The 22,845-nt window shown below is 72.8% G+C and carries 15 protein-coding genes; 5 read left to right on the top strand and 10 right to left on the bottom strand.

Annotated features, from left to right (window positions below; genetic code table 11):
- The first annotated feature begins 66 nt into the window (after nucleotides 1-66).
- Entirely contained in the window at nucleotides 67-1,473 is a 1,407-nt protein-coding gene (locus ABD346_RS10085) for a lipase maturation factor family protein (RefSeq protein WP_344373903.1), read from the top strand.
- 68 nt (nucleotides 1,474-1,541) lie between these two features.
- On the opposite strand, the gene ABD346_RS10080 is transcribed toward ABD346_RS10085, so the two are convergent.
- Nucleotides 1,542-2,921 carry an FAD-binding oxidoreductase gene (locus tag ABD346_RS10080; protein WP_344373902.1) on the bottom strand — a complete coding sequence of 460 codons (1,380 nt, stop codon included), beginning with the start codon at nucleotides 2,919-2,921 and terminating at the stop codon, nucleotides 1,542-1,544.
- Between the two features lie 254 nt (nucleotides 2,922-3,175).
- Here ABD346_RS10080 and ABD346_RS10075 point away from each other — a divergent pair, with 254 nt between their 5' ends.
- Complete coding sequence (locus tag ABD346_RS10075; protein ID WP_344373901.1) at nucleotides 3,176-4,408, top strand: sulfite oxidase; 1,233 nt, start codon at nucleotides 3,176-3,178, stop codon at nucleotides 4,406-4,408.
- Nucleotides 4,409-4,441: 33 nt separating this feature from the next.
- On the opposite strand, the gene ABD346_RS10070 is transcribed toward ABD346_RS10075, so the two are convergent.
- A complete protein-coding gene (locus tag ABD346_RS10070) occupies nucleotides 4,442-5,074 on the bottom strand; it encodes a hypothetical protein (protein ID WP_344373900.1) in 633 nt (210 codons plus the stop codon).
- A gap of 335 nt (nucleotides 5,075-5,409) precedes the next feature.
- On the opposite strand from ABD346_RS10070, the gene ABD346_RS10065 reads away from it, so the two are divergent.
- The gene (locus ABD346_RS10065; RefSeq protein WP_344373899.1) at nucleotides 5,410-6,249 is read left to right on the top strand and encodes an SAM-dependent methyltransferase; all 840 of its coding nucleotides are present in this window, start codon (nucleotides 5,410-5,412) and stop codon (nucleotides 6,247-6,249) included.
- Nucleotides 6,250-6,367: 118 nt separating this feature from the next.
- Here the strand turns inward: ABD346_RS10065 and ABD346_RS10060 are convergent, their stop codons facing one another.
- From ABD346_RS10060 to ABD346_RS10030, 7 genes are all read right to left on the bottom strand, one after another.
- Entirely contained in the window at nucleotides 6,368-9,220 is a 2,853-nt protein-coding gene (locus ABD346_RS10060; RefSeq protein WP_344373898.1) for a condensation domain-containing protein, read from the bottom strand.
- A complete protein-coding gene (locus tag ABD346_RS10055; RefSeq protein ID WP_344373897.1) occupies nucleotides 9,210-11,048 on the bottom strand; it encodes an amino acid adenylation domain-containing protein in 1,839 nt (612 codons plus the stop codon). Before ABD346_RS10055 ends, ABD346_RS10060 begins: the two co-directional genes overlap by 11 nt.
- 1 nt (nucleotide 11,049) lies before the next feature.
- The gene (locus ABD346_RS10050) at nucleotides 11,050-12,933 is read right to left on the bottom strand and encodes a non-ribosomal peptide synthetase (RefSeq protein WP_344373896.1); all 1,884 of its coding nucleotides are present in this window, start codon (nucleotides 12,931-12,933) and stop codon (nucleotides 11,050-11,052) included.
- A complete protein-coding gene (locus tag ABD346_RS10045) occupies nucleotides 12,933-16,115 on the bottom strand; it encodes a non-ribosomal peptide synthetase (RefSeq protein WP_344373895.1) in 3,183 nt (1,060 codons plus the stop codon). Before ABD346_RS10045 ends, ABD346_RS10050 begins: the two co-directional genes overlap by 1 nt.
- 166 nt (nucleotides 16,116-16,281) lie before the next feature.
- The gene (locus ABD346_RS10040; protein ID WP_344373894.1) at nucleotides 16,282-17,574 is read right to left on the bottom strand and encodes a condensation domain-containing protein; all 1,293 of its coding nucleotides are present in this window, start codon (nucleotides 17,572-17,574) and stop codon (nucleotides 16,282-16,284) included.
- Between the two features lie 87 nt (nucleotides 17,575-17,661).
- Complete coding sequence (locus ABD346_RS10035; protein ID WP_344373893.1) at nucleotides 17,662-18,939, bottom strand: MFS transporter; 1,278 nt, start codon at nucleotides 18,937-18,939, stop codon at nucleotides 17,662-17,664.
- 351 nt (nucleotides 18,940-19,290) lie between these two features.
- Nucleotides 19,291-19,722 (bottom strand): DUF6299 family protein, encoded by a 432-nt coding sequence (locus tag ABD346_RS10030; protein WP_344373892.1) that lies wholly within the window; start codon nucleotides 19,720-19,722, stop codon nucleotides 19,291-19,293.
- Nucleotides 19,723-20,048: 326 nt separating this feature from the next.
- On the opposite strand from ABD346_RS10030, the gene ABD346_RS10025 reads away from it, so the two are divergent.
- Both ABD346_RS10025 and ABD346_RS10020 read left to right on the top strand, forming a co-directional pair.
- Nucleotides 20,049-21,185: a glutamate--cysteine ligase gene (locus ABD346_RS10025; protein WP_344374454.1), complete on the top strand. Its 1,137-nt coding sequence runs from the start codon at nucleotides 20,049-20,051 to the stop codon at nucleotides 21,183-21,185.
- Nucleotides 21,186-21,415: 230 nt separating this feature from the next.
- Entirely contained in the window at nucleotides 21,416-22,039 is a 624-nt protein-coding gene (locus tag ABD346_RS10020; protein WP_344373891.1) for a hypothetical protein, read from the top strand.
- A gap of 75 nt (nucleotides 22,040-22,114) precedes the next feature.
- Here ABD346_RS10020 and ABD346_RS10015 read toward each other — a convergent pair whose 3' ends face one another.
- Nucleotides 22,115-22,828 (bottom strand): ribonuclease H family protein, encoded by a 714-nt coding sequence (locus ABD346_RS10015; RefSeq protein WP_344373890.1) that lies wholly within the window; start codon nucleotides 22,826-22,828, stop codon nucleotides 22,115-22,117.
- Between the last annotated feature and the right edge of the window lie 17 nt (nucleotides 22,829-22,845).

Raw genomic sequence — 22,845 nt, 5'->3', positions numbered from 1 at the left:
GATCCCCGCTACGAAGAGGGCACATACTCTCCCCGCTGCCCACTCGCACCAGGAGGCGCCCCCACCGTGGAGTGGTTCTCGTCGTCGGCATACTGGCTCGGCCGGCTCGTCTTCCAGCGCTCCCTCGCGGCCGTCTACGGGGTGGCGTTCCTGGCGGCGGCCCTGCAGTTCCGGGCGCTCATCGGGGAACGCGGAATGCTCCCCGTGCCCGACTTCGTCCGGCGCGTGCCGTTCCGCAGCGCGCCGAGCCTGTTCCAACTGCGTTACTCGGACCGGCTGTTCGCCTCGTGTGCGTGGACGGGTGCGCTGCTTGCCGGGGCCGTGGTGGCGGGGGCGGCCGATGCCGTGCCGCTCTGGGCGGCGATGGTGTGCTGGGCGGTGCTGTGGGCGCTGTATCTGTCGATCGTCAACGTCGGCCAGACCTGGTACGGCTTCGGCTGGGAGTCACTGCTCCTGGAGGCCGGATTCCTCGCGGTCTTTCTGGGCAACGACGAGGTCGCGCCGCCGGTGGTGCTGCTGTGGCTGCTGCGCTGGGTGCTGTTCCGCGTCGAGTTCGGCGCCGGGCTGATCAAAATGCGCGGCGATCCGTGCTGGCGCGATCTGACCTGCCTGTACTACCACCACGAGACCCAGCCGATGCCCGGCCCGCTCAGCTGGTTCTTCCACCATCTGCCGGGGCCGCTCCACCGCGCCGAGGTGGCGGCCAACCACTTCGTCCAACTCGTCGTCCCCGTCGCCCTGTTCACCCCGCAGCCGGTGGCGAGCATCGCCGCGTGCCTCATCATCTGCACCCAGCTGTGGCTGGTCCTCTCCGGCAATTTCGCCTGGCTGAACTGGCTGACCATCGTCCTCGCCGCCTCCGCCCTCGACGGCTCCCCCATCGCCGAGCCGCCCTCGCTGCCCGGCCCCCCGCGCTGGTACGAAATCCTGGTCGTCCTGGTCGCCGTACTCGTCCTGGTGCTCAGCTATCGGCCCGCCCGCAATCTCCTCTCGCATCAGCAGCGGATGAACACGACGTACGAGCCGCTGCATCTGGTGAACTCCTACGGGGCGTTCGGCAGCATCACGCGGATCCGGCACGAGGTCGTCATCGAAGGGACGACGGACGTCGAGATCACCCCGGAAACGGTGTGGCGGGAATACGAGTTCCATGGGAAGCCGGGTGATGTGCGGCGCCTTCCACGTCAGTTCGCGCCCTACCATCTGCGGCTCGACTGGCTTCTCTGGTTCCTCGCGCTTTCGCCGTCCTACGGATACTCCTGGTTCGGCGGATTCGTCGAGCGGCTCCTGGTCAACGACCGCGACACGCTGCGCCTGCTGCGGCACAACCCTTTTCCCGATGACCCGCCGGTGTTCATCCGTGCCCATATGTGGCGCTACCGCTACACCACCTGGCAGGAACTCCGTACGACCGGGGCGTGGTGGCACCGTGAGGCGCCCCGCGAGTTCCTGCCCCCGACGACACTGCGCTGAACGAGCCGTCCCGGGGTGTTCGGGCGCGCTCGGCCGACCGGCCCGGAACCTGCCGTGGCGGCCCGCTGCTATGCGGCGGGCTCGATGTTCTGGTTGGCGTGGAACAGGTTGTGCGGGTCGTACAGCCGCTTGATCGAGGCCAGGCGGTCGTAGTGGTCGCGGTAGGTGGCCTTCACCCGGTCCCCGCCCTCGCCGGCGCCGATGAAGTTCACATAGGAACCGCCCATCGAGTGTGGGTGCAGCTCACCCCAGTAGTCGACACACCACTGCCGGACGACTTCGGCGTTGGCCGGGTCGGGGTCGATGCCGCCGATGACTCCGGACCACATGGCGTCCCGGTAGGCCCAGGCGGTGTCCTTCTGGGCGACGCGGTGGGCGGCCCCGTCGACCGGGTACAGGTGCATCGTCGACAGGTCGGTGGGCAGGCCTTCCGCGTACTTGGCGTGCACGTCGATGGCGCCGTCCGTGATCCGGTCGAAGAAGTCCCCTCGCCAGTACCACTGCAGCCCCTTGGGGATCAGCTCGTCGAACATGGACTGCAGCATGGGGTACGGCATCGGGCTCGTGAAGTGGAAGGTCGGCGGACCCGCCTCGTTCACCGGCTCGAAGGTCTTGTCGGAGGCGTCCGGGTCGCCCGTCCAGCACCACACCACGCCGCACATCTTGTGGCCGTGGATCTCCTCGGGGAACGGCGGCCCCGGCGGGACGACGAGCGCGGCGAAGAAGCCGTTCAGGTCGTTGGGCGCCTGTGGCAGGAAGTCGCGGTACCAGCGCAGCACGTCACCGATCCGGTCCAGCGTCCACAGGGTCACCCCGAGCACCACCGTGTGCACCGGGTGCAGCCGGAAGGTGAAGGAGGTGACGACGCCGAAGTTGCCTCCGCCGCCGCGCAGTGCCCAGAACAGATCGGGGTTGTCCCGCTCGGTGGCGGTGACGAAGGTCCCGTCGGCGAGCACCACGTCCGCGGCGAGCAGGTTGTCCACGGTCAGGCCGTACTTGCGGGTCAGGTGGCCGTGGCCGCCGCCGAGGGTGAGGCCCGCGATGCCCGTGGTCGACATGATCCCGGCGGGGGTGGCGAGGCCGAACCCATGGGCCGCGTGGTCGAGGTCGCCGAGCACGCTGCCCCCGCCGACCTGCGCGGTCTCCGTCACGGGGTCGACACGCGCCCAGCGCATCGGCGACAGGTCGAGGGTGACGCCGTCGTCCACCAGGCAAAGTCCCGCGCCGCTGTGTCCGCCCCCGCGTACCGCGAGTTCGAGACCGTGGTCCCGCACGAAGTCGACCGCGTCGATGACATCCGCGGCGTCCGTGCAGCGCACGAAGGCGGCCGGTCTACGATCGATCATCGCGTTGTAGATCGAGCGGGACTCGTCGTACTCCGGGTCGTTCGGTCCGATGACCGGGCCGCGCAGCACGGTCCGCATCGCCTCCAGCGTCGTGCCGTCCATGGCGTTCTCCTTGCAGAGGGCACGGTAGGGGCCGTGTCCGCCCGGCATTCCCCTGCTGGGCTGCCGGTGGTGACACGCGCGCGCCGGTGGCCCCGGCACCTTCTCGGGCCGCACGCGCGGTCGGACGCCACAGGGCTGACCCTTCAAGCGTCCCGCCGGACGCGCGGACCCGCAATCGGTGGCTCACCGACCCGATCCGTTGCCCGCGGTCGGGCGGGATGCCGGGATCCGGTGCCCGGGGGCACCATGGATGCATGGACGGTCGCATGGGTGCCATCAGTCCACCGGGGCGTCTCGCCGAGCCGGCCGAGGGCATCAGCCCCGAGGAACTGGCGCTCGCGACCCGCAATCACGGCATGCCCCTGGAGTCCCTGCGGTACGACCTCACACCGCCGGGGCTGCACTATGTGCTGGTCCACTACGACATCCCGGCCGCGGACGCCGACACATGGGCGCTCACCCTGGGTGGCCGGGTCCGTACCCCTCTCTCACTCGACATGGCGGCGCTGCGGTCCTTCCCTGCTGTCACACACCGAGTGACGATGGAATGTGCGGGCAACGGCCGGGCCCGGCTCACGCCGAGGCCGGTGAGCCAGCCCTGGCTCGTCGAGGGGATCGGCACCGCCGAGTGGACGGGCGTACCACTGCGCACCCTCCTCGCCGCATGCGGTGTGGCACCGGGCTCCGTCGATGTGGTCTTCACCGGCGCCGACCACGGCGTGGAGCGCGGCGTCGAACAGGACTACCAGCGCAGCCTGCCGCTGGAGGTGGCCACGGGCCGCGATCGAGAGGTGATGGTGGCCTACGCGATGAACGGTGCTCCCCTGCCGCCGCAGCACGGCTGTCCGCTGCGGCTGGTGGTTCCCGGGTGGTACGGCATGGCGCACGTGAAGTGGCTGCGCGACATCACCGTCATCGACACGGAGTTCGCGGGCTTCCAGCAGCAAGTGGCCTACCGATACCGGCAGTCCGCGGACGATCCGGGCGAGCCGGTGACCCGCATCGCCCCGCGCGCGCTGATGGTCCCGCCGGGCTTCCCGGACTTCATGTCCCGTACGCGGGTGGTGCGGCCGGGGCCGCAGTTCCTGGAGGGCCGCGCCTGGTCCGGCCTGGCCCCGATCGTACGGGTCGAGGTGAGCACGGACGGCGGACGCGACTGGTACGACGCCGAACTCGACGGGTCGCCGCACCGCCGCGACTGGGCCTGGCGGCACTGGCAGGCACCCTGGACGGCGGCACCCGGCACCCATGTCCTCGTCGTCCGGGCCACCGACGCCGAGGGCAACTCCCAGCCGGTGACGCAGATTTGGAACCGCGGCGGCTTCGGCAACAACCTCGTACAGCGGGTGCTGGTGCTGTGCGAGGCGGCGGCCTGCCCCGACGACGGCGCCCCGGGCACGGACGTGGCCGCCGGCCACGCCACCCGCTCCCGCTCCCGCACCGGCTCCAGCTCCAGCTCCAGCTCCAGCTCCAGCTCCAGCTCCTGACGAGGGCTACGCAGAGCCGGTCGGCAGCACGCGTCAGCGTACGATCTGGTCGCCGTCCGGCACGTCCTGGACCGTCACGATGTGGCGGGCACGGCCGAGCCCGTCGGCCACGGCGCGGGCGATCCCGGCGACGTCCTGGCCGCTCGGGACCGGTACCTGCTCCCCGTCGCCGTAACTCTCGATCGCCTTCGTGAAGTAGCTCGGATGCCAGGCGCCGACCGCCCCCCTGACCTCGATCGCGGCCACCGGCCTGCCTGCGACGAGGGCCTTGAGGGCGGGCAGTATCCCGTCGGAGCGCAGTTCCCCCGGTACCTGGAACAGGCTGGCGTGCGCACCCACCAGGCCGCCGCCGCGCAGCCGTACCGTCACCGTGAGGCAGCTGGTGACGCTCGGGTATGTGAGGACACCGCCCGGGGCGACTTCCTTGACCTGCCCCTCCGAGACGGTTGCCGCGAGCGGGGCCTCGGGGCCGTGTGCGACGGCCTCGGCCGCGATGCCCTGCCCGCTGTTCACCGGCTCCTGCGTCTGCGCCTGGGCCGTCGAGCCGGCCCGGATCTCCAGCGCGAGCAGCGCCAGCGGAAGCACCAGGGCGCCGGCTGTGGCGGCCCTCCATGCCGTGGGCCGGCCGGCGCCATGGGTGGACTGACGGGCGCGCGGGAAAAACACGTGAACTCCTGGCGGGTGGAACAGGGTCGGTCACACATGTGCGGCGGCCGACCTACGGTCGGCGGACAACTGTACGCAGCCGAATGCCTGGCGGCGTACGCGAGCCATGTGCGCGGCCCACACGTGCTCGATCGCCATGTGGCCGCGGGCCACGGTCGCCCCACTCATGTGATCGCGCCACATGGCTCGGCGCGTCGGCCGGTGCATCTCAACGCCCCCGCTGAGTGGCCGAATTGGCCCTGCTGATGTCCGCGGAAGGTCCGGTTAAGGTCCGGTCAACGTCACTTTCCGTACGCGGAGACGCACGAGCACGAGCAACAGCAAGGACAGCAGCGATGAGTCATGAGAGCACTGCCGGTGCCGCCGAATCGGCACGCCGCTACTACGACACGAGCGACGTCGACGCCTTCTACGCCAAGGTCTGGGGCGGCGAGGACATTCACACCGGGATCTACACCCATGAGCGGGAGCCGGTCGCCGATGCCTCCCGGCGCACGGTCGAGACGGCTGCCGCGAAGATCGCCGACCGGCTCACGCCCACCTGCACCGTGCTGGATCTGGGATCCGGATACGGCGGTCCGGCCCGGTATCTGGCGGGTGAGTTCGGCTGCCGGGTCGTCGCGCTCAACATCAGCGAGGGGCAGAACGACCGGCATCGCAAGACCAATGCCGAGCGCGGGCTCGACGGGCTCATCGAGGTGGTCACCGGTTCCTTCCAGGACATTCCCTTCCCGGCCGAGCGGTTCGACGTGGTGTGGTCGCAGGAGGCCTTCTGCCACAGCGGGGACCGCGAGCGGCTGCTCGGCGAGGCCGTCCGGGTCCTGAAGCCCGGGGGCGTCCTGGTCTTCACCGACCTCATGGCCGCCGATTCCGCGCCGCCCGAGGCGCTGCGCCCGGTGGTGGCCCGCCTCGGTGTGGAGGAGTTCGCCACGCCGTCGTTCTATCTCCGGCAGCTGGCCGAACTCGGCCTGGCGCACGTCGAGTTCGACGACCGCAGCGACCAGCTGCTCACGCATTACCTCCGGCTCACCGAGGAGACCCGGAGTCGTGCCACGGAGCTGAGTGACGTCATCAGCCCGGCTTATGTGGAGAGCCTCCTGGAGAATCTGCCCCTGTGGGTGGACGCCTGCCGCGAGAGCCGTCTGAGCTGGGGCATCTTCACCTGCCGTCGGTAGCGTCACCCCGCACCAGGAACGCGGTGCCCGCCCCTGGCAGACAGCGGCGCCCGCGGTACCCGAGTACAGACGTACTCAAGTACTGCGGGCGCCTCAACTGTCCTGCAAACCGGGCTGCTTACGACTCCATGCCCTTGATCATCGAGGCGAGCACCGCATGCAGGTCCTCGCCCGCGGCCGGGCGCAGAGCCGTCGCGAGGCGGTCCGCGCGGTAGTGCCAGCGGTGGTCGAGGTCGCGGTGCACCTCGTCGTCGAACGTGACGGTGCTGTCGCTGCCGAGCAGCGTCACCAGCCCGGCGGCCAGGTCGGACCAGGCCACGTGCCCGCTCACGGCGTTGGCCACGCCGTGGACCGGCGCGTCGAGACAGGCGGTCACGGCGCGGGCCAGGGCAGCCGCGTGCACCCAGGCGGCCCCGTACCAGTCGTGCCCACCGGCACCGGCGGCCGGCAGGGCGATGGGCCGGCCGGCCAGAGCCGCCTGGTACAGCAACCCCGTCGCGCCCCAGCGCAGTTGGTCGCGGAGCCGGTCATGGGCTCCCCACACGATGGGCGAGCGCACGGCGCTCGCGCCGCCGCGCCCCTCCGTACCGGCCGCCTTCAGCAGGAGCCGCTCGCAGTCGAGTTTGGCCTGTCCGTACGCGCTCAACGGGGCGTGCGACGGCGACTCCTCGGCGACCTGCGTGCTCGCGGGCTGCCCATAGGCGTCCACGCTGCTGACGAAGACGAACGGGCCGCCGCGCCAGGCGTCGACCATGGCCTCCATCGCGGCCACGTCCACCTCGGGGCGGGTGAAGGTGCACGCGGCGTGGATCACCGCGTCGGCGCTTTCGACGGCGGCACGCAGGCTGTCCAGGTCGCCGAGGTCGCCCTCGATCACCTCGACGCCGTCGCCCCCGACCAGGTGCGCCGACTCGGGGCGGGCCAGCGCGAGCACCGGCCGTCCCTGCGCGGCGAGTTCGCGCAGGACGAAGGCGCCCACGCCGCCCGTGCCGCCGGTCACCAGGACCGTGCCCTCGCGTGCCCGGCGCGGGCGCGCGGTCGTGGCGGCGGAGGCGACGGCCCTCGCCCGCTCCGTCTCGCGCGCGTCGAGCAGTGCCGCGATGGCGCGTGGCGTACGGGTCTGCATGATGTCGAGGCCGATGAGCGGCAGCGTGAGGGCGGACCGCAGGCGTTCGGCGAGCTGGACGGCGGCGAGCGAGTGCCCGCCGAGGGCGAAGAAGTCGTCGTCCGGGCCGGGGCGTCGGTCGAGGAGGCCCGCGAACGCCTCCGTCACCGCTTCGAGGTGGGGGCTCTTCGGCGTCGCGGGACGGGGGCCGGCGGGAAGCCTCCCCGCGTCCACCGCGCCGTCGGCCGTGCGCGGCATCTCGTCGAGCAGCGTCACGGCGGCCGGGACCAGTTCACGCCCGAGCACCCCGCGCAGGTGGGCGCGGAGCTGTGCGGGCGAGGGGCCCGAGGTGCGGCGCAGTACCGCGTAGGCGAGCAGGGGGCCGCCCGCCGGGTCCGGTACGTGTGCGTCGGCGATCTCGGGGTGGGCCAGCAGCCGGGCTTCGGCGGGGTGCCCGGCGGCGGTCCCCGGCTGGGCGAGCCGGCCGGGCAGCCGGGAGAGCGGGAGGCGGGGGTCGGCCGCGACGGCGGTCAGCAGCTCGGCGAAGGACGCCGCCAGGGCAAGGCCCGTCTCCTCGTCGAGGGCGGCGCGGCCGTACTGGACCAGGCTCGCGGGAGTGTCCTCGTCGAGGAGGCCGAAGGTGAGGTCGAACTTGGCCTCGCCCACGCCGACTTCGACGGCGCGTGCCTCAAGTCCCGGAAGCCGCAGGGCGGTCTGCTCGCCGACGACGTCCGAGGTGACGCGTACCAGGGCGGTGCCGTCGTCGCCCCGGGCCGCGGCGCCGAGCCGTTCCAGGATCAGGTCGAACGGCACCTCGCGGTGCTGCTGCGCTTCGAGCAGCGCGTCGCGCACGCGCTCGACGAGGGTGGCGAAGGCGGGGTCGCCGGACAGGTCGACGCGTACCGGAAGGGTGTTGACGCACAGGCCCACCAGGCCGCGCATCGCCTGGCCCTCGCGGTGGGTGGCGGCGCAGCCGATGACGAGGTCGAGCTCGCCGGTGAGGCGGTGCAGCGCGGCGAACGCGGCGGCCAGGCCCACCGTGAACAGGGTGGCCCGGCGCTCGCGGCCCAGCTCGCGCAGCGCGGGCAGCACCTGTTCGCCGAGCTCGGTGGTGCGGGTGGCGGCGGGGTGTTCGGCCGCGTCGGCGGGCGGGGTGGCGGGCCGGGGCAGCCGGGGCGGGGTGGCGCCGGCGAGACGGCGGGCCCAGTGGGCGAGACCGTCGTCGAGGCGGGCCGCGTCGGTGTGCTCCCGGCGTGCGAAGTCCGCGTACTGCGGCGGCTCGGGCAGCTCGCAGGGGCGGCCGTTCACGGCGGCTTCGTACAGCGCGGCGAGTTCCTCGGCTACGGTCTCCAACGAACCGCCGTCGATGGCTATGTGATGAAACGTCAGGAGGACGGTGTGGTCCTCGGGGCCGTGGCGCAGGACGAGGGCGCGCGGGATCGTGTCCGCGGCCAGGTCGAAGGGGCGACGGGCCTCTTCGGTCAGGAGGTCGTCGCCGTCGCCGGGCGACTCGACCATCTTCACGGTGACGTCGGGGGCGGGCAGCGCCTCCTGGTACGGCTCTTCGCCGTCGCGGCCGTAGCGGGTGCGCAGGATTTCGTGGCGGCGCACCAGCTCGGTGAGTGCGGAGCCGAGGGCGGCCACGTCGAGCGGGCCGTGCAGCCGGGTAGCGAACGGCACGCTGTACTGGGCGCCGTTCTGCCCGAGGCGTTCCATCAGCCACATACGGCGCTGGGCGTGGGTGAGCGGGGCGGGGCCGGTGGCGCGGGCGGCTGCCGGCGCCGGGGTCGCAAAACGGCCGGCGGCGCGGGCGCGGGCCCTGCGCAGGAGCTCTTCCTGCAGGGCGGCGGAGGTGTCAGTGGCCATCGGTGTCCTTGGGCGCGTCGGGGTGCAGATCGGTGTGGGCGGCGAGCAGGGCGCGCTCGACCAGGGCGGCGTGTCCGGCGACCGTGGGGGTGGTGAAGAAGTCGGGCAGGGACAGTTCGACGCCGAGGTCTTCGCGCAGTTCTTCGGCCACGACGAGGGCGAGCAGGGAGTGGCCTCCCAGGTCGAGGAAGTCGGCGTCGGGGCGGGTCACTTCGCAGCCCAGCGAGCGGCTCCACACGTCGGCGACGGCCTGCTGGAGCGGGGTGAGGGGCTCGGCGGCGCCGATGGCCTCGGCGGCCGTGGCGAGGTCCGCGAGCGCCCGGCGGTCCACCTTGCCGGAGGTGGTGAGCGGCAGGCGGTCGACGACGGTCAGCTCGGCCGGGACCAGGTGCGCGGGCAGGGTGGCGGTGAGGCGGGCCAGAAGGGCGTCGGGGCGGGGTACCGGGCCCGGCGCGGCCACCACGAAGGCGGCGAGGCGCGCGTCGTCGGGGGTGGGGCGGCGTACGGTGACGGCCGCGTCGTCCACCTCCGGCTGCTCGCGCAGGGCGTGCTCGATCTCGCCCGGCTCGATGCGGAAGCCGCGCACCTTGACCTGGTCGTCGGTGCGGCCGTGGAAGTCGAGGACGCCGTCGGGGCGGGCCGAGACGAGGTCTCCGGTGCGGTAGAGGCGGCCGAGGGTGGGGTGGTCGACGAAGCGCTCGGCGGTCAGCTCGGGCCGCCGGGTGTATCCGCGGGCCAGGCGGCTGCCGCCGATCCAGAGCTCGCCCTGGGCGCCGTCGGCGACGGGCAGGAACGCCTCGTCGAGGATGTGGGATGTGGCGCCGGCCATGGGGCGGCCGATCGGCACGGGCCCGTCGCAGTCGGCGTCGACGACGCGGTGGGTGGTGGCGAAGGTGGTGGCTTCGGTGGGGCCGTAGCCGTTGACGAGCTCGACCCAGGGGAAGGCGCGCAGGACCGCGCGGGCGTGCTGGGCGGCCATGGCCTCGCCGCCCACGACCACGGTGCGCAGCAGGGAGAAGACGCGGGAGCGGCGGGCGGCGAGCTGGTGGAAGAGGGCCGTGGTGAAGAACGCGACGGTGACGCCGTGCCGCTCCACCTCCTTGGCCAGGTCCTCGAAGGAGGGCCGCTCGGTGGTGCACACCACGACGGCCGCGCCGTTGGCGAGTGCCGACCACACCTCGAAGGTGGAGCCGTCGAACGTCGCCGGGGAGTGGAGGAGCACTCGGTCGCGCGCGGTGACGGTGACGTAGGTGGGGTCGGTGACGAGCTCGGCGATGGCGCCGTGGCGGATCGCGACGCCCTTGGGGCGGCCGGTGGAGCCGGAGGTGAACATGACGAACGCGGTGTCGTCCGGCCCTGGTCCGTCGCCGGGTGTCTGCGCGTAGGCCAGTTGCTCGTCGCCGGGCAGCGCCAGGGTGGCGCCCGGCGTGCCGGCCGCTTCGAGCAGCTTGCTGTCACCGACGGTGAGGGTGGCGCCCGAGTCTTCGAGCATGGCCGCGGTACGGGGCCGGGGGTGCGCCGGGTCGAGGGGTACGCAGGCCGCGCCCGCCCACCACAGGGCGAGCTGGGCGACGACGGTCCTGGCCGAGCGCGGCATGAGGAGCGCCACGAAGTCACCGGGGCGTACGCCCTGCTGGTGGAGGTAGGTGGCCAACCGGCGTGCCGCGTCTGCCAGTTGGGCGTAGGTGAGGGTGGTGTCGCCGTCCGCCACCGCGAGGGCGTGTGGGGTGTGTGCGGCGTGCCGCGCCACCAGGGCGGGCAGGCCGGTCCGGGCCACGGTCACGGTCGTTTCCTTCCGGTCGTCGAGGAGGGTCTCGGGGTTCGTCACGTCAGGGCCTCGCCCTGCGGCGCTTGTCGATGACGGCGGCGATGGCCCGAAGGTCGGGCTGGCGCAGCAACTCCGGTGCGCGCAGCCGCACGTGGGTCTCCTTCTCCAGGACTTCCAGGAGGCGGGCGGCGAGCAGGGAGGTGCCTCCGGCGTCGGTGAAGTTGTCCTCCAGGGTGGCCTCGGGGCGGGCGAGCAGGTCGCGCACCGAGGCGAGGACGAGCCGCTCGTCGGCGGTCGCGTCGTCGGGCAGGGTGGCTTCGGTCGCGGCGACCGCGGGTGCCTCTTCGGCGAGCTTGAGGAGGGCCGGCCGGTCCACCTTGCCGTTGGCGTCCAGCGGGAAGGCGTCCACGACGCGCACCGTCGAGGGCACCGCCTGCTCGGGCAGCCAGACGCGTACACCGGCGAGCAGTTCGTCGGCGGCGGGGGTGGCGCCGGGGGCGGGCAGGACGTACGCCACGAGCCGGGCGCGGCCCTCGGTGTCGCGGGGCGCGGTGACGACGGCGCTGCGGACGGCGGTGTCGTGCTCGAAGGCGGCCTCGACCTCGGCCGGTTCGATGCGCACTCCGCTGATCTTGACCTGGTCGTCGAGGCGGCCGAGGAAGACGAGCCGGCCGTCGTCGAGCATGCGCACCCGGTCGCCGGTGCGGTACATGCGGTCCACGCCCGGCAGCTCCGGCAGCGGGGCGCCGAAGCGGCGCGCGGTCAGCTCCGGGTCGAGGTAGCCGAGGGCCAGACAGGTGCCGCCGATGCGCAGTTCGCCGTCCTCGCCGCGGGGCAGGACGGTGCCGTCGGTGTCGGTGACGGCCACGGTGGCGCCCGCGATCGGGGTGCCGATGGGCGGCGCCGCGTCGGAGTGCACGTCCGGGTCGTCGGCCCGCATGGCGTGGGTGGTGGTGATGACGGTGGCCTCGGCCGGGCCGTAGGCGTTGTGGAGGGTGGCGGTCACGTCGGGGCCGGGGCGGCGGCGCATCCGGTCGCCGCCGACCATGAGGTGACGGAGCTTCAGATCCTGTGGCCAGGGCCGGTCCAGGAGAGGTTCGATCATGGGGGTGGCCGACACGGCGACGGTGACCTGGGCGTCGCGCCACCAGTCGGTGAGCGCGGCCGGGTCCCAGCGGACGTCGTCGGGCGCGGGTATGAGGGCCGCGCCACAGGTGAGGCCGGCCCACAGTTCGAGGAGGTGCGGGTCGAAGGCGACGCCGATCAGCAGGGACTGGCGGTCGCCGGGGGCCAGCCCGGTCTCCGCGCGGTACCAGTGAAGGAGCGCGGCGAGCGCGGGTTCGGCGACGGCGACGGCCTTGGGGCGGCCGGTGGAGCCCGAGGTGAGTACGGCGTACAGGGCCTCGGGCGGAGCGGTGCGGGCACCGGGTGCGACCGGGCTGAACGCGGCCACGACGCAGGGGGCGGCGTTGGCGCCTTCGCCCGGGAGCGGCAACTCGACGTGTTCGACGGCTCCCTGACGCTTCGCCAGGACTTCGGGATCGCCGATGAGGCAGACGACGCCGATGTCCTCGGTGACCGCGGCGATCCGCCGCTCGCCCGGGCGCGGGCCGAGCGGCAGATAGACCGCGCCGATCCGGGCAAGCGCGACCGCGGTGATCACCAGGGCCGCGGAACGGTCCAGGCAGACCCCGACGAGGTCGCCGGGCCGGACCCGGTCGGCCAGGGTCTTGGCGACCGCCTCGGCCGCCTCGTCGAGCTGCGCGTAGGTCCAGCGACACTCCCCGTCGATCACCGCGGGGGCGTCTGGGGAGCGCCGCACCCACTCCTCGTAGCGCGACAACACCCCGGACTCGGCGGACCCGGGAAGGGGTGCGCCGTGCAGCACACTCAAGGCGGCGTTCGTACGGTCCAGTTCTTGACGGTCCATCAACTGCTCGGTCATCACGACTCCTTCGGCGTGGCGGGGGTGGCGGTCTCGGCGAGGGCGCGGGCCTGGTCGGCGAGGACCGGGTGCTGGAAGAGCAGGCGCAGCGAGGGACGCTCGCCCAGGTGCGGTTCCAGCCAGGCCGCCAGCTGGGCTGCGAGCAGCGAGTGGCCGCCGATGCGGAAGAAGTGCGAGCTCTCCTCGAAGCGGTCGTGCCCGAGCACCTCCCGCCACCCCTTCGCGAGCAGCACGACGGCCGGGTCTTCCGACAGCGCCGGGTCCGTCATCGGGGCGGTCTCCTCGGCCGGGGCGGCCGGGGTCAGCTCGGCGGCCAGGCGGGCGAGGGCCACCCGGTCGGGCTTGCCTCCGGCGAGCGTCGGCATGGTGTCGAGGAGCACCCAGCGGCCGGGCACGAGCGCGCCGGGGAGGCGGGCGGCGAGCTCGGCGTGCAGGGCCTGCTCGTCCCACTCCTCGGCTGCCTCGTCGCGTTCACGGAACGCGACGAGGCGGGGGCAGCCACTGGATTCCTTGTCGAGGACGACGGCGCAGGACCGGCCGCCGAGCACGGCGGAGGCGGCGGCCTCGACCTCTTCGAGTTCGATGCGGTAGCCGCGCAGTTTGATCTGGTTGTCGCGGCGGCCCAGGAAGCGGAGGAGGCCGTCCTGGCCGCGGTAGCCGAGGTCGCCGGTGAGGTAGACGCGTTCGCCGCCGAGTGCCTCGACGGTGACGAAGCGGGCGGCGGTGGCCTGCGGGTTGCCGACGTAGCCTTCGGCCAGCCCGGCGCCCGCGACGGCGAGTTCGCCGACCGCGCCGGTGGGCAGCGGTCGCAGGCCCTCGTCCAGGACGTGGATGCGCTCGCCGGGCAGCTCGGTGCCGAGCGGGATCTCGGCGCCCTCGACGAGGCCGTCCCGGGTGATCTCGTGCACGGTGGAGCTGATCGCGGCCTCGGTCACGCCGTACACGTTGAGCACGGAGAACCCGGTGCCGCTGCCCGTCGTCGTGTCGTCGAGGAAGGTGCGCATCACATCGGCCGGGATGCGTTCGCCTCCGAGGACGAGCAGGCGCGGCGTCCAGCGGCCTTCCTCGATCACCGGCAGCAGGTCTTCGCGGGTGGCGAGGAAGTAGCTGGTGGGCAGGTTGGCCACGGTGACCCGGGCGGCGGCGAGCAGCTCGGCGAGCTCGGTACCGGTCGGCACGTCCTGTTCGGGTACGACCAGGCAGGCGCCCGCGTACAGCGAGGGCAGCACCTCTTCGAGGGCGACGTCGAAGGACGGCTGGGCGAACAGGAGCACCCGGTCGCCGGCCGCGAGCCCGAACCGCTCGGCGGCGCCGGTCAGGTGGTTGACCAGCGCGTCCCGCCCTACGGCGACGGGCTTGGGGATGCCGGTGGAGCCGGAGGTGTGGATGATGTACGCCGCGTTCGGCACGGCCTCGGCCGCGCGGGCGGCCGGCAGCACGGCGGCGTCGACTTCGGCGCTGGGCAGGCCGTCGGGGATGCGGACCGGGCTGTTCTTGGCGGTGAGGACGAGGGCCGGACCGAGGCGTTCGAGCAGCAGCTCGATGCGGGCGGCGGGGTCGGACGGCGACAGCGGGCAGTACACCGCGCCGGTGCGCAGGCAGGCGAGCAGCGTCACGACGGAGTCGGCGCCGCGGGGCAGCACCGCGGCGACGGGCCGGCCCGCGGTCACTCCGGCGGCCAGCATCCGCTCGGCGAGGGCGGTGACCTGCGCGTCGAGGTCCCCGTAGGTGAGACGGCGGGCGCCAATGAGGAGGGCGGGCAACGACGGGTCCTGGCCGGCGGCCGGGTCGAGCGGGTCGCGGTCCGGCATCACGAGACCAACGGGCGCTGTTTCAATTGGAGTTGGCGGCAGGGCGAGATCGGCGAGGGCGGTGGCGGGTGCGTCGAGGTAGGCGCGCAGCAGGGCGAGGAAGCGCTCGGCGAGCAGCTTCGCCACGTCCTCGCCGAACAGGTCGGCGTCGTAGTCCCAGACGAGGGTCATGCCGGCCGCGCCGTGGCGCAGGCTGACGCCGCGCCGGTCGTCGGGGAGCAGCACCACATCGAGGTCGAAGCGGGTGGTGCCGGTGTTGAATCCCTCGAACAGGGTGATGTCGAGGCCGGGCACGTCGATTTCGGGCAGCGCCGCGTCGTGGGCGCTGAACATGACGCTGAACAGCGGGTTGTCGGCGCCCGAGGTGTGCAGGCCGAGCGCGCGGGTGAGTTCCTGGACCGGCACCTCCTGGTGCGGGAGCGCGCGGATGAGGGTGTCGGTCACCTCGTCCATGGCGTCTTCGGCCGGTGCTCCCGAGTCCAGGTTCAGGCGCAGCGGGATGGTGTTGACGAACATGCCGACGGCGTCCTCGAAGCCGCGCGGCCGGTTGCCCACAGCGGTGCCCACCACCATCTCGCTGCGGCCGCTGTGGCGCCGCAACAGTTCGGCGAACAGGCCGAGCAGGGTGGCGAACGGGGTCAGCCCGCGCTCGCGGGTGTGGGCGCGCAGCCGCTCGGCGAGGTCCGCGCCGATCGACTGGCGCAGCTGGCCGCCGTGGTGGCGGCGCCGCGCGCCGGGCTTGGTCAGGCCCGGCAGCGGCATGTCGTACGAGGCGTCGCGCAGCGTCTCGGACCAGTACTCCAGGCTCGCGCCCAGCTCCTTGGCCCGTACGTCGCCGGCGCGGGCGCGCACATGGTCGGCGTACGAGCTGGGAGTCCCCAACTCCACTTTCTCGCCGAGGACTTGGGCCCGGTAGACGGCGAAGACGTCGCCCAGGAGGATCGCGAACGAGTGCCCGTCGTGGATCAGGTGGTGTTCCACGTGGATGAGCCGGTGCTGGTCCTCGGCGAGCTTGACCAGGGTCCAACGGATCAGGGGCGCCTCGGTGGTGTCGAGGGGGGTCTCCGCCTCGATGCGAAGGAGCTTGTCGAAGGCGGCCTCGGGGTCGGCCTCCCAGGTGACGTCCACGGTGCGCAGCCGCGGCAGGCACACGTCGGCCACCTGCTGGCCGGGCATCGCGCCGGCCACGGGGACGAGTTCGAGCCGCAGCCCGGGGTGGCGGGCCAGCGTGGCGGCGAGGCCGCTGCGCAGGGCGTCGACGTCGAGGGTGCCCCACAGGTCGAGGGAGGCGGTGAAGTTGTAGGCGCGGCTGCCCGGCTGCACTTCTTCGTGCAGCCAGACGATCTCCTGCGAGGAGGAGAGGGGGAGCATGGGCGATCCCTTGGGTTGTCGGGTCGGGTGGCGCGGGGCGCGTGCGTGCGCCCGCGCGGCGGTGCGCCGGCCGGTCCGCGGATCGCGCGGCACGGCCGGATGCTGGGAGTTCAGGGGGTACGCGGTCGTACGACGGTGTCCGCGCGGGAGACGGGCCGGGCCCGGCTCAGTGGGCCGGGGCTCCGGCGGGGAGTGCTCCGCGCAGGGCCGCGAAGGCGTCTTCGGCCACGGCGTCGTCGAGGACCGAGCGGTCCCACACCATGCGGAGGTGGAGTTCGGGTCCCTGGGTGGCGGAGACGGCGAAGGGGGCGCGGACCTGCCGGCCGCCGATGTGGACCTCGCGGCCGGCCGTCCCGCCGAGTCTCAGCGGGGTCCGGTTGCGGGCGTCGTCCACGGTGAGCAGGCCGTCGAGCCGGCCGGACCAGGCGGATCCGCCCGCCCGGGCGGCCCGGACGACCTCGTCGAAGGGGGTGTCGGCGCGGTCCAGGTCGTCCCACCAGTCGGTGGCGGTCACCTCGGGCGCCGGGGCGCTACCGGTGCCGGCCGGGAAGACCACGGTGTTCAGGAAGCAGCCGAGGACGGGCTCGGCGCCGGCCGGGCGGCCGCCCCACGGGTAGCCGATGGGTACCACAGGCCCGGTCCCGAACAGGGCTCCGGCCGCCGCCCGGCAGGCGTCGAGCAACGCCGGGAAGGGGACGCCTCCGGCGGGCGAGGGGAGCCTCGACTCGACGGCTCCGGTGGGGAGTTCGGCGGATATGGGCCGCGTGCCGGGCAGCGGGGTCTGCTCGCGAACCGTACGCAGCCGCTCTCCCCAGTACGTGAGCGCGCGGGGCGAGGCGGCGCGGTCCTCGGCGTCGAGCTGGCGCAGGACGGCGTCGCGGTAGGCGGCGAGTTCGGCTGCCGCCTCGGCGGGCGAGAGGTCGTCGGGTCCGAGGCGGTCGCGGTAGGCGTCGCCGAGTTCCTCGACGATGCGGGCGAGCGACTGGCCGTCGCAGGCGGTGTGGTCCAGGACTACGGCGAGGATCTCCTCCTCGGCGTGCGGGCCGCTGTGGGCGAGGAACAGCCTCAGCGGCGGCCCGTCGGCGGGCCAGCCGGCCAGGGCCCGGCGCAGCGCGTCCTCGGCGGCCTCGCCGGGTGCGGAGGCCATGTGGTCCAGGGGTACGTCCGCCGGTTCGGGCCGCAGTGCGGGTGTGCCGCGTACGACGCAGGGCCGGGAGCGCAGTACGGGGTGGCGGGCGGCCAGGTGGTTCGCGGCGGCGCGCAGCCGTGCCGCGTCGACGGTGCCGCGCGGGAAGGCGAAGAACATCGGGACGATGTCGGCGCGGCCCGCGGGATCCAGGGAGCGCACGAGCAGGAAGCGCCGCTGGGCCCCGGTGACGGGCAGCAGCCCGGCCGCCGGGTCACCTGCGCCGAGGCGCTGGTAGCGGGCCAGATACTGGCCCGTGATGCTGGGGAGCACGTGGTCCTCTCTCGGGGTTGGGAACTCTCGGTGCGGGGGGCGGCGGGCTTGAACTGACGTGCAGTCAAGGGGAGTTGCCCGGGTCGGTCAGGCGACGGGGACGCTCTCGTCGTGGCCGGGCGTCGCGTCCTGCCGGTCGTCGTCCTCGGTCTCGGGGTGGGCGGTCTCGGGGAGGTCGCGCATCCGGCGCAGCGGGGAGAGCAGAAGAGGAAGCGGCACGGCGAGGAAGCCTGTCGCACAGATCCACAGCGCGGTGCGCGCGCCGGAGGCGTCCGCGACGGCGCCGCCGACTAGCGCGCCGAGCGGCAGGGTGCCCCACATCATGAAGCGCAGGGTGGCATTCATGCGCCCCAACAGGCGTGGGGGACACAGCGTTTGACGGAAGCTCACCTGGGCGACGTTGTAGACCACGGCGCCGAAGAAGACCACGCCGGAGGCCACGGCGAAGAGCGCGGCGGCCGGGCCCTTGCCGGACAGCGGCCACAGCAGCGCGAAGGGGCCGGTCGCGAGGGCGGAGAGCCAGATGATGCGGGCCTGGCCGAAGCGTCCGGCGAGGCGGCCCGCGCAGAGCGCTCCGGCGAGTCCGCCCACGGCCGATGCGGAGAGCATCGCGCCGATCGCGGCCGGAGGCAGGTCGAGGACCCGGACCAGGAAGATGGTCTGCGTGGCCATGAGCATCGCGGTGAAGAAGTTGCCGAGCGCCGTGGTGCCCGCGATGACGCGCAGCAGCGGGTGGCCGAGCACGAAGCGCAGGCCTTCCGCGACGTCCTTGCGCAGGGAGGCGCCGGGGACGGGTTCGGGCTTGGGCTCGGGGCGGCGGATGGCCAGCAGGAACAGGGCGGAAACGGCGTAGCCGATGGCGTCGGCCACGATCGCCAGGTGTGCCCCGACCAGCTGGACGAGCCCGCCGCCGAGTCCGGGCCCGGCCACTTGCGCCGAGGAACGTACCGTCTCCAGGGCCCCGTTGCCCGCCACCAGGTGTTCCCTGGGCAGGAGTTGGGGCAGATAGCTCTGGTGGGCCACGTCGAAGAAGACGGTCGCGACGCCCACGACCAGGGCGACGACGTACAGCTGGGCCATGGTCAGCACGTCCGCCACCGCGGCGAGCGGGACGCTGGCCATGGCCAGGGAGCGGACCACGTCGGCGCGGATCATGAGCGTGAGCTTGCGCATCCGGTCGACCCAGGCCCCCGCGGGCAGTCCGATGAGCAGGAACGCGGCGGTCTCGGCGGCGGTGAGCAGTCCCACCTGGAAGGCGGGCGCCTTGAGTTCGAGCACGGCCACGAGGGGCAGTGCCACCAGGGTGACTTGGGCGCCCGCCTGCCCGGCCGCGGCTCCGGCGAGCAGGAATCGGAAATCGCGCATACGGAGCAGGCCACTGGGAGCGGCCCGGGACGAAGGGGACATGCACGAGACCTTCACCGCAGGCCGATCAGGAGTCAAAACAAACAGGACACTTTCGGTCGTTTCTTGTGCCATCCTGGCAGTCGATCAAGAAAATCAACGGCCAGATCAGGGCAACGGCCGGATGAATTACCGATGTTGGCCCCCGTCGGCAGAGGTCTTTACCCGCCCTTGGACGAGGGATTTGAAGGGACAGTGCACCCCCGCACCCCATGAATGCGGGTATGTCCGAAACTCACCGCCCGCACACTTGCGGAGGCAACCAGAAGCGATTTCAGACGTCGGGGGTACCGGAACGGCGTGGACGCTCCGTCAGTCCTTGGCGGGGCGCAGGTCGATGCTGTGCCAGTCGGTGGCGAGGATGACGGGCAGCGGGAGGCCGCTGGAGGTGTTCAACTGCACCAGGGTCGCCTCGATGTCGGCCGGCCCGGGCTTCACCGGCGTCCCGTGCGGCTTCTCGTGGTTGACCCAGGTGTGTTCGGCGCCGTCGCACCTCGCGGCCGTCCCGCCGATGCCGTGCTGTACGCCGCCGCTGCGCACCGAACTCGCCACGAAGACCGGGCCGGGGCCCGGGGCGGAGCACCGGTAGGTGCCCGAGAGGAAGACGGTGCCGTCGCTGGAGACCGTCCCGGTGGGGTCGGCGGACACGGTGCCCGAGGTGGCGGCCCCGGCCGGGCCGGAGGCGGTGCAGAGAAGGACTCCGGCGGCGGCAGCGGCCCCGGCGGCAACAAGACTTACGCGCATCGGCAGATCTCCTACGTCGGTACGTACGTTCGCGTGGTGTGCGACGTTCATATGTGGTGCCCGCGCCCCAAGGAATACCGCCAAGCCGTCCGGGCGCCGGGGATTCCCCCCGGTCGGTGGCGTGTCCGCCCGGGCAGGGCGGCTGTGACGTGAGTGACGGCACAGCTGCCCTGGCGGCCGCTGTGGCCGGCGGTGCCCGGCCCTGACGGGTGTGACCGAAAGAGGGCCCCCTCACCGGCACCCGGGGGCGGCACCGGCCGTGCATGCTGGTGCCCCCGGCCGTTTTCCGTGCCGCCCGACGGGCGCCCGGACAGGATGGGAGCGTCATTTTGCGCACCGTAGGCGTGGAAGAGGAACTGCTCCTGGTCGACCCGGGCAGCGGGCAGCCGTGTGCCCTGTCCTCGGAGGTGCTGGCCCGTCTTGCCAAGTGCGCCGCCGACGGCGGCGGCCCCGCCCAGGGCACGTTCGAGCGTGAACTGCAGGGTCAGCAGCTGGAGTTCGGCACCCGGCCGCAGACGGACATGGAAGAACTCGGCGCGGAGATCGTGCGCTGGCGCCACGAGGCGGCCCGGCACGCGGCCGAAGCCGGAGCGGCGGTCGCCGCCCTCGCGACGTCGCCCCTGCCCGTACGGCCCGCCGTCAACGCGGGCCGCCGCTACCGGTGGATGGAGGAACAGTTCGGTCTGACGACCCAGGAACAGCTCACCTGCGGATGCCACGTGCATGTGTCGGTCGCATCGGACGACGAGGGCGTCGCCGTCGTGGACCGGATCCAGCCGTGGCTGCCCGTGCTGACCGCGCTGAGCGGGAACTCGCCGTACTGGCACGGCAACGACACCCTCTACAGCAGTTACCGCAGCAGAGTGTGGGGCCGATGGCCCATGTCCGGGCCGACGGGTGTCTTCGGCTCGGCCGAGCGCTACCACGCCCAGGTCGACGACATGGTGACGAGCGGTGTGGTGCACGACCGCGGCATGATCTATTTCGACGCCCGGCTCTCCCACCGCTACCCCACGGTGGAGATCCGGGTGGCGGATGTGTGCCTGGAGGCCACCACCGCGCTGCTCGTGGCGTGTCTGGCCCGCGCGCTGGTCGAGACGGCCGCCCGGGACTGGCGCAGGGGGCGGCCACCGCTGGGGCACGGGGTGCAACTGCTGCGGCTCGCCGCGTGGCGGGCCGCGCGCTCCGGGCTCGACGACGATCTGCTGCACCCCATGACCATGCGGCCGGCCCCCGCACCCGTCGTCGCACGGGCCCTGTTCGACCATGTACGGGAGGCGCTCGAAGACAGCGGGGACTTCGCGTGGGCCCACAAGGCGACCGCGGAACTGCTCGCCCGCGGCAACGGCGCCCGCATTCAGCGCGAGTTGCTCGCCCGTACCGGAAGCCTCAGTGATGTGGTCGCGGCATGTGTGCGGCGCACCCTGGGTGAACGCGAACTCCGGTACACGACACCGGAGTAACACCCCGTCGGGTGGTCCGGTCCCAAGGCCGCTCTCTTCACCCCGCCGGGGCGGGAGCGGCCCCCATCCTCAGGGTGGGACATCACTCGGTGTGCCCCACGGAACGGTTGCCCACGGGTTTCATTCACCCTGAGCGGTCTCATCTACTGTCAAGTGGGTGCCCCTGCACAGAGGAGGCGCGTAACATCCGGCAGCAATCACGTACGCACACGCCCCCGGAGGAACGACTCGTGCCGGACAGCACCATGCTCCAGTCCCAGTACGCTGCCCAGATCCAGAGCGATCTGGACAGCAACGTCGCCGAACGCGAACACATCGCCGGCCAGATCAGTGCGCTCCAGGAGCAGTTGAGCGTCCTGGAGAACAACCACGCCCTGCTCGCCTCCATGCAGCAGGCGATCGGCACCCCCGCCCTGCCCGCCGCGGGCAAGGCGCCCAAGAAGGCCGCCGGCACACCCGCCCCGCGCATCCCTCAGGCGCGTTCGGGATCCAAGTCCGCAGGTCGCGCGGCCAAGAAGCAGGCGCGGCCCGCCCCCAAGGCCAAGGCGTCGGGTGCCGCTCCCACGCTGCGGGAGCTCGTGGCGGCCCACCTCGCCACGAGCGGTGAGCCGCGCTCGGCGGCCGAGATCACGGCCGGTCTCACCGACGCCCACCCGGGCCGCAACATCGCCGGCACCGTGGTGCGCAACACGCTCGAAAACCTCGTGGCCAAGGGCCAGGCGCAGCGCACCCGGCAGAACCGGTCCGTCTTCTACACGGCGCCCGAGGGCGGCGACACCAGCACGTCCGCGAAGCCCGCGGACAGCGACGTCAAGAAGGGGGAGGACGCCGTCACCCCCGTGACCACCGACTGACGGGCGCACGGTGCCGGCTCGGCCGGCACACGTGCGGCCACCGACCGGACACAGGTGACATGGCAGCCCCGTGCCTCACACCACAGGGCTGCAGTCCGGGTGGCCCCAGCCCTGCTCGCGCTTCATGATGGGAGTGCCCGCGGCATAGGGCTGCCCGCACGGGCAGCGTCCGGGGAACTTCGCCTTGATGGTCCGCGGCTTGCCCGAACCGGCTCCCGAGGCGGCCGACTTGGCCGCGGAGGATGCCTTCCGCGCGGTGGCGGTCCTGGCCCGCGTCGTACTGGCGCGAGCCGGTGCGGGGACCGGCATCTCCTGGTCGCCGTGGGCCGTGCCTGCGGCGCGCTGGGTGGTGGCCGCGTCGCTGGCCGCCTGGTCGGCGATGGCGTTCAGCGGGTCTCCGCCCACCTGGTGTGCGGGCACATAGACGAACTCCACATCCCGTTCGGCCAGCAACTCGTCGATGCGCTCGACGAGTTCACGGTTGGCGACCGGCTTGCCCGCCGCGGTCTTCCACCCGTTGCGCTTCCAGCCCGGCAGCCACTGGGTGACCGCCTTCATGGCGTACTGGGAGTCCATGCGCACCTGCAGGGGGGTGCCGGGGGCGACTGCTTCGAGGAGTCGCTCCAGGGCGGTGAGCTCGCCGACATTGTTGGTGGCGGTACCGAGCGGACCCGCGCCCCAACGCTCCGGCCGCCCCTCGGCATCCGCGATCACCCAGGCCCATCCGGCCGGGCCGGGATTGCCCTTCGACGCCCCATCACAAGCGGCAACAACAACACGATCAGACATCGCGCCATCATCCCACC

The sequence above is a fragment of the Streptomyces mauvecolor genome (assembly GCF_039532965.1).
In the GTDB taxonomy this organism is placed as follows: Bacteria; Actinomycetota; Actinomycetes; order Streptomycetales; family Streptomycetaceae; genus Streptomyces; species Streptomyces violascens.
The sequence above is the reverse complement of the archived record's forward strand: the minus strand, read 5'-3'. Positions and strand labels throughout refer to the sequence as shown.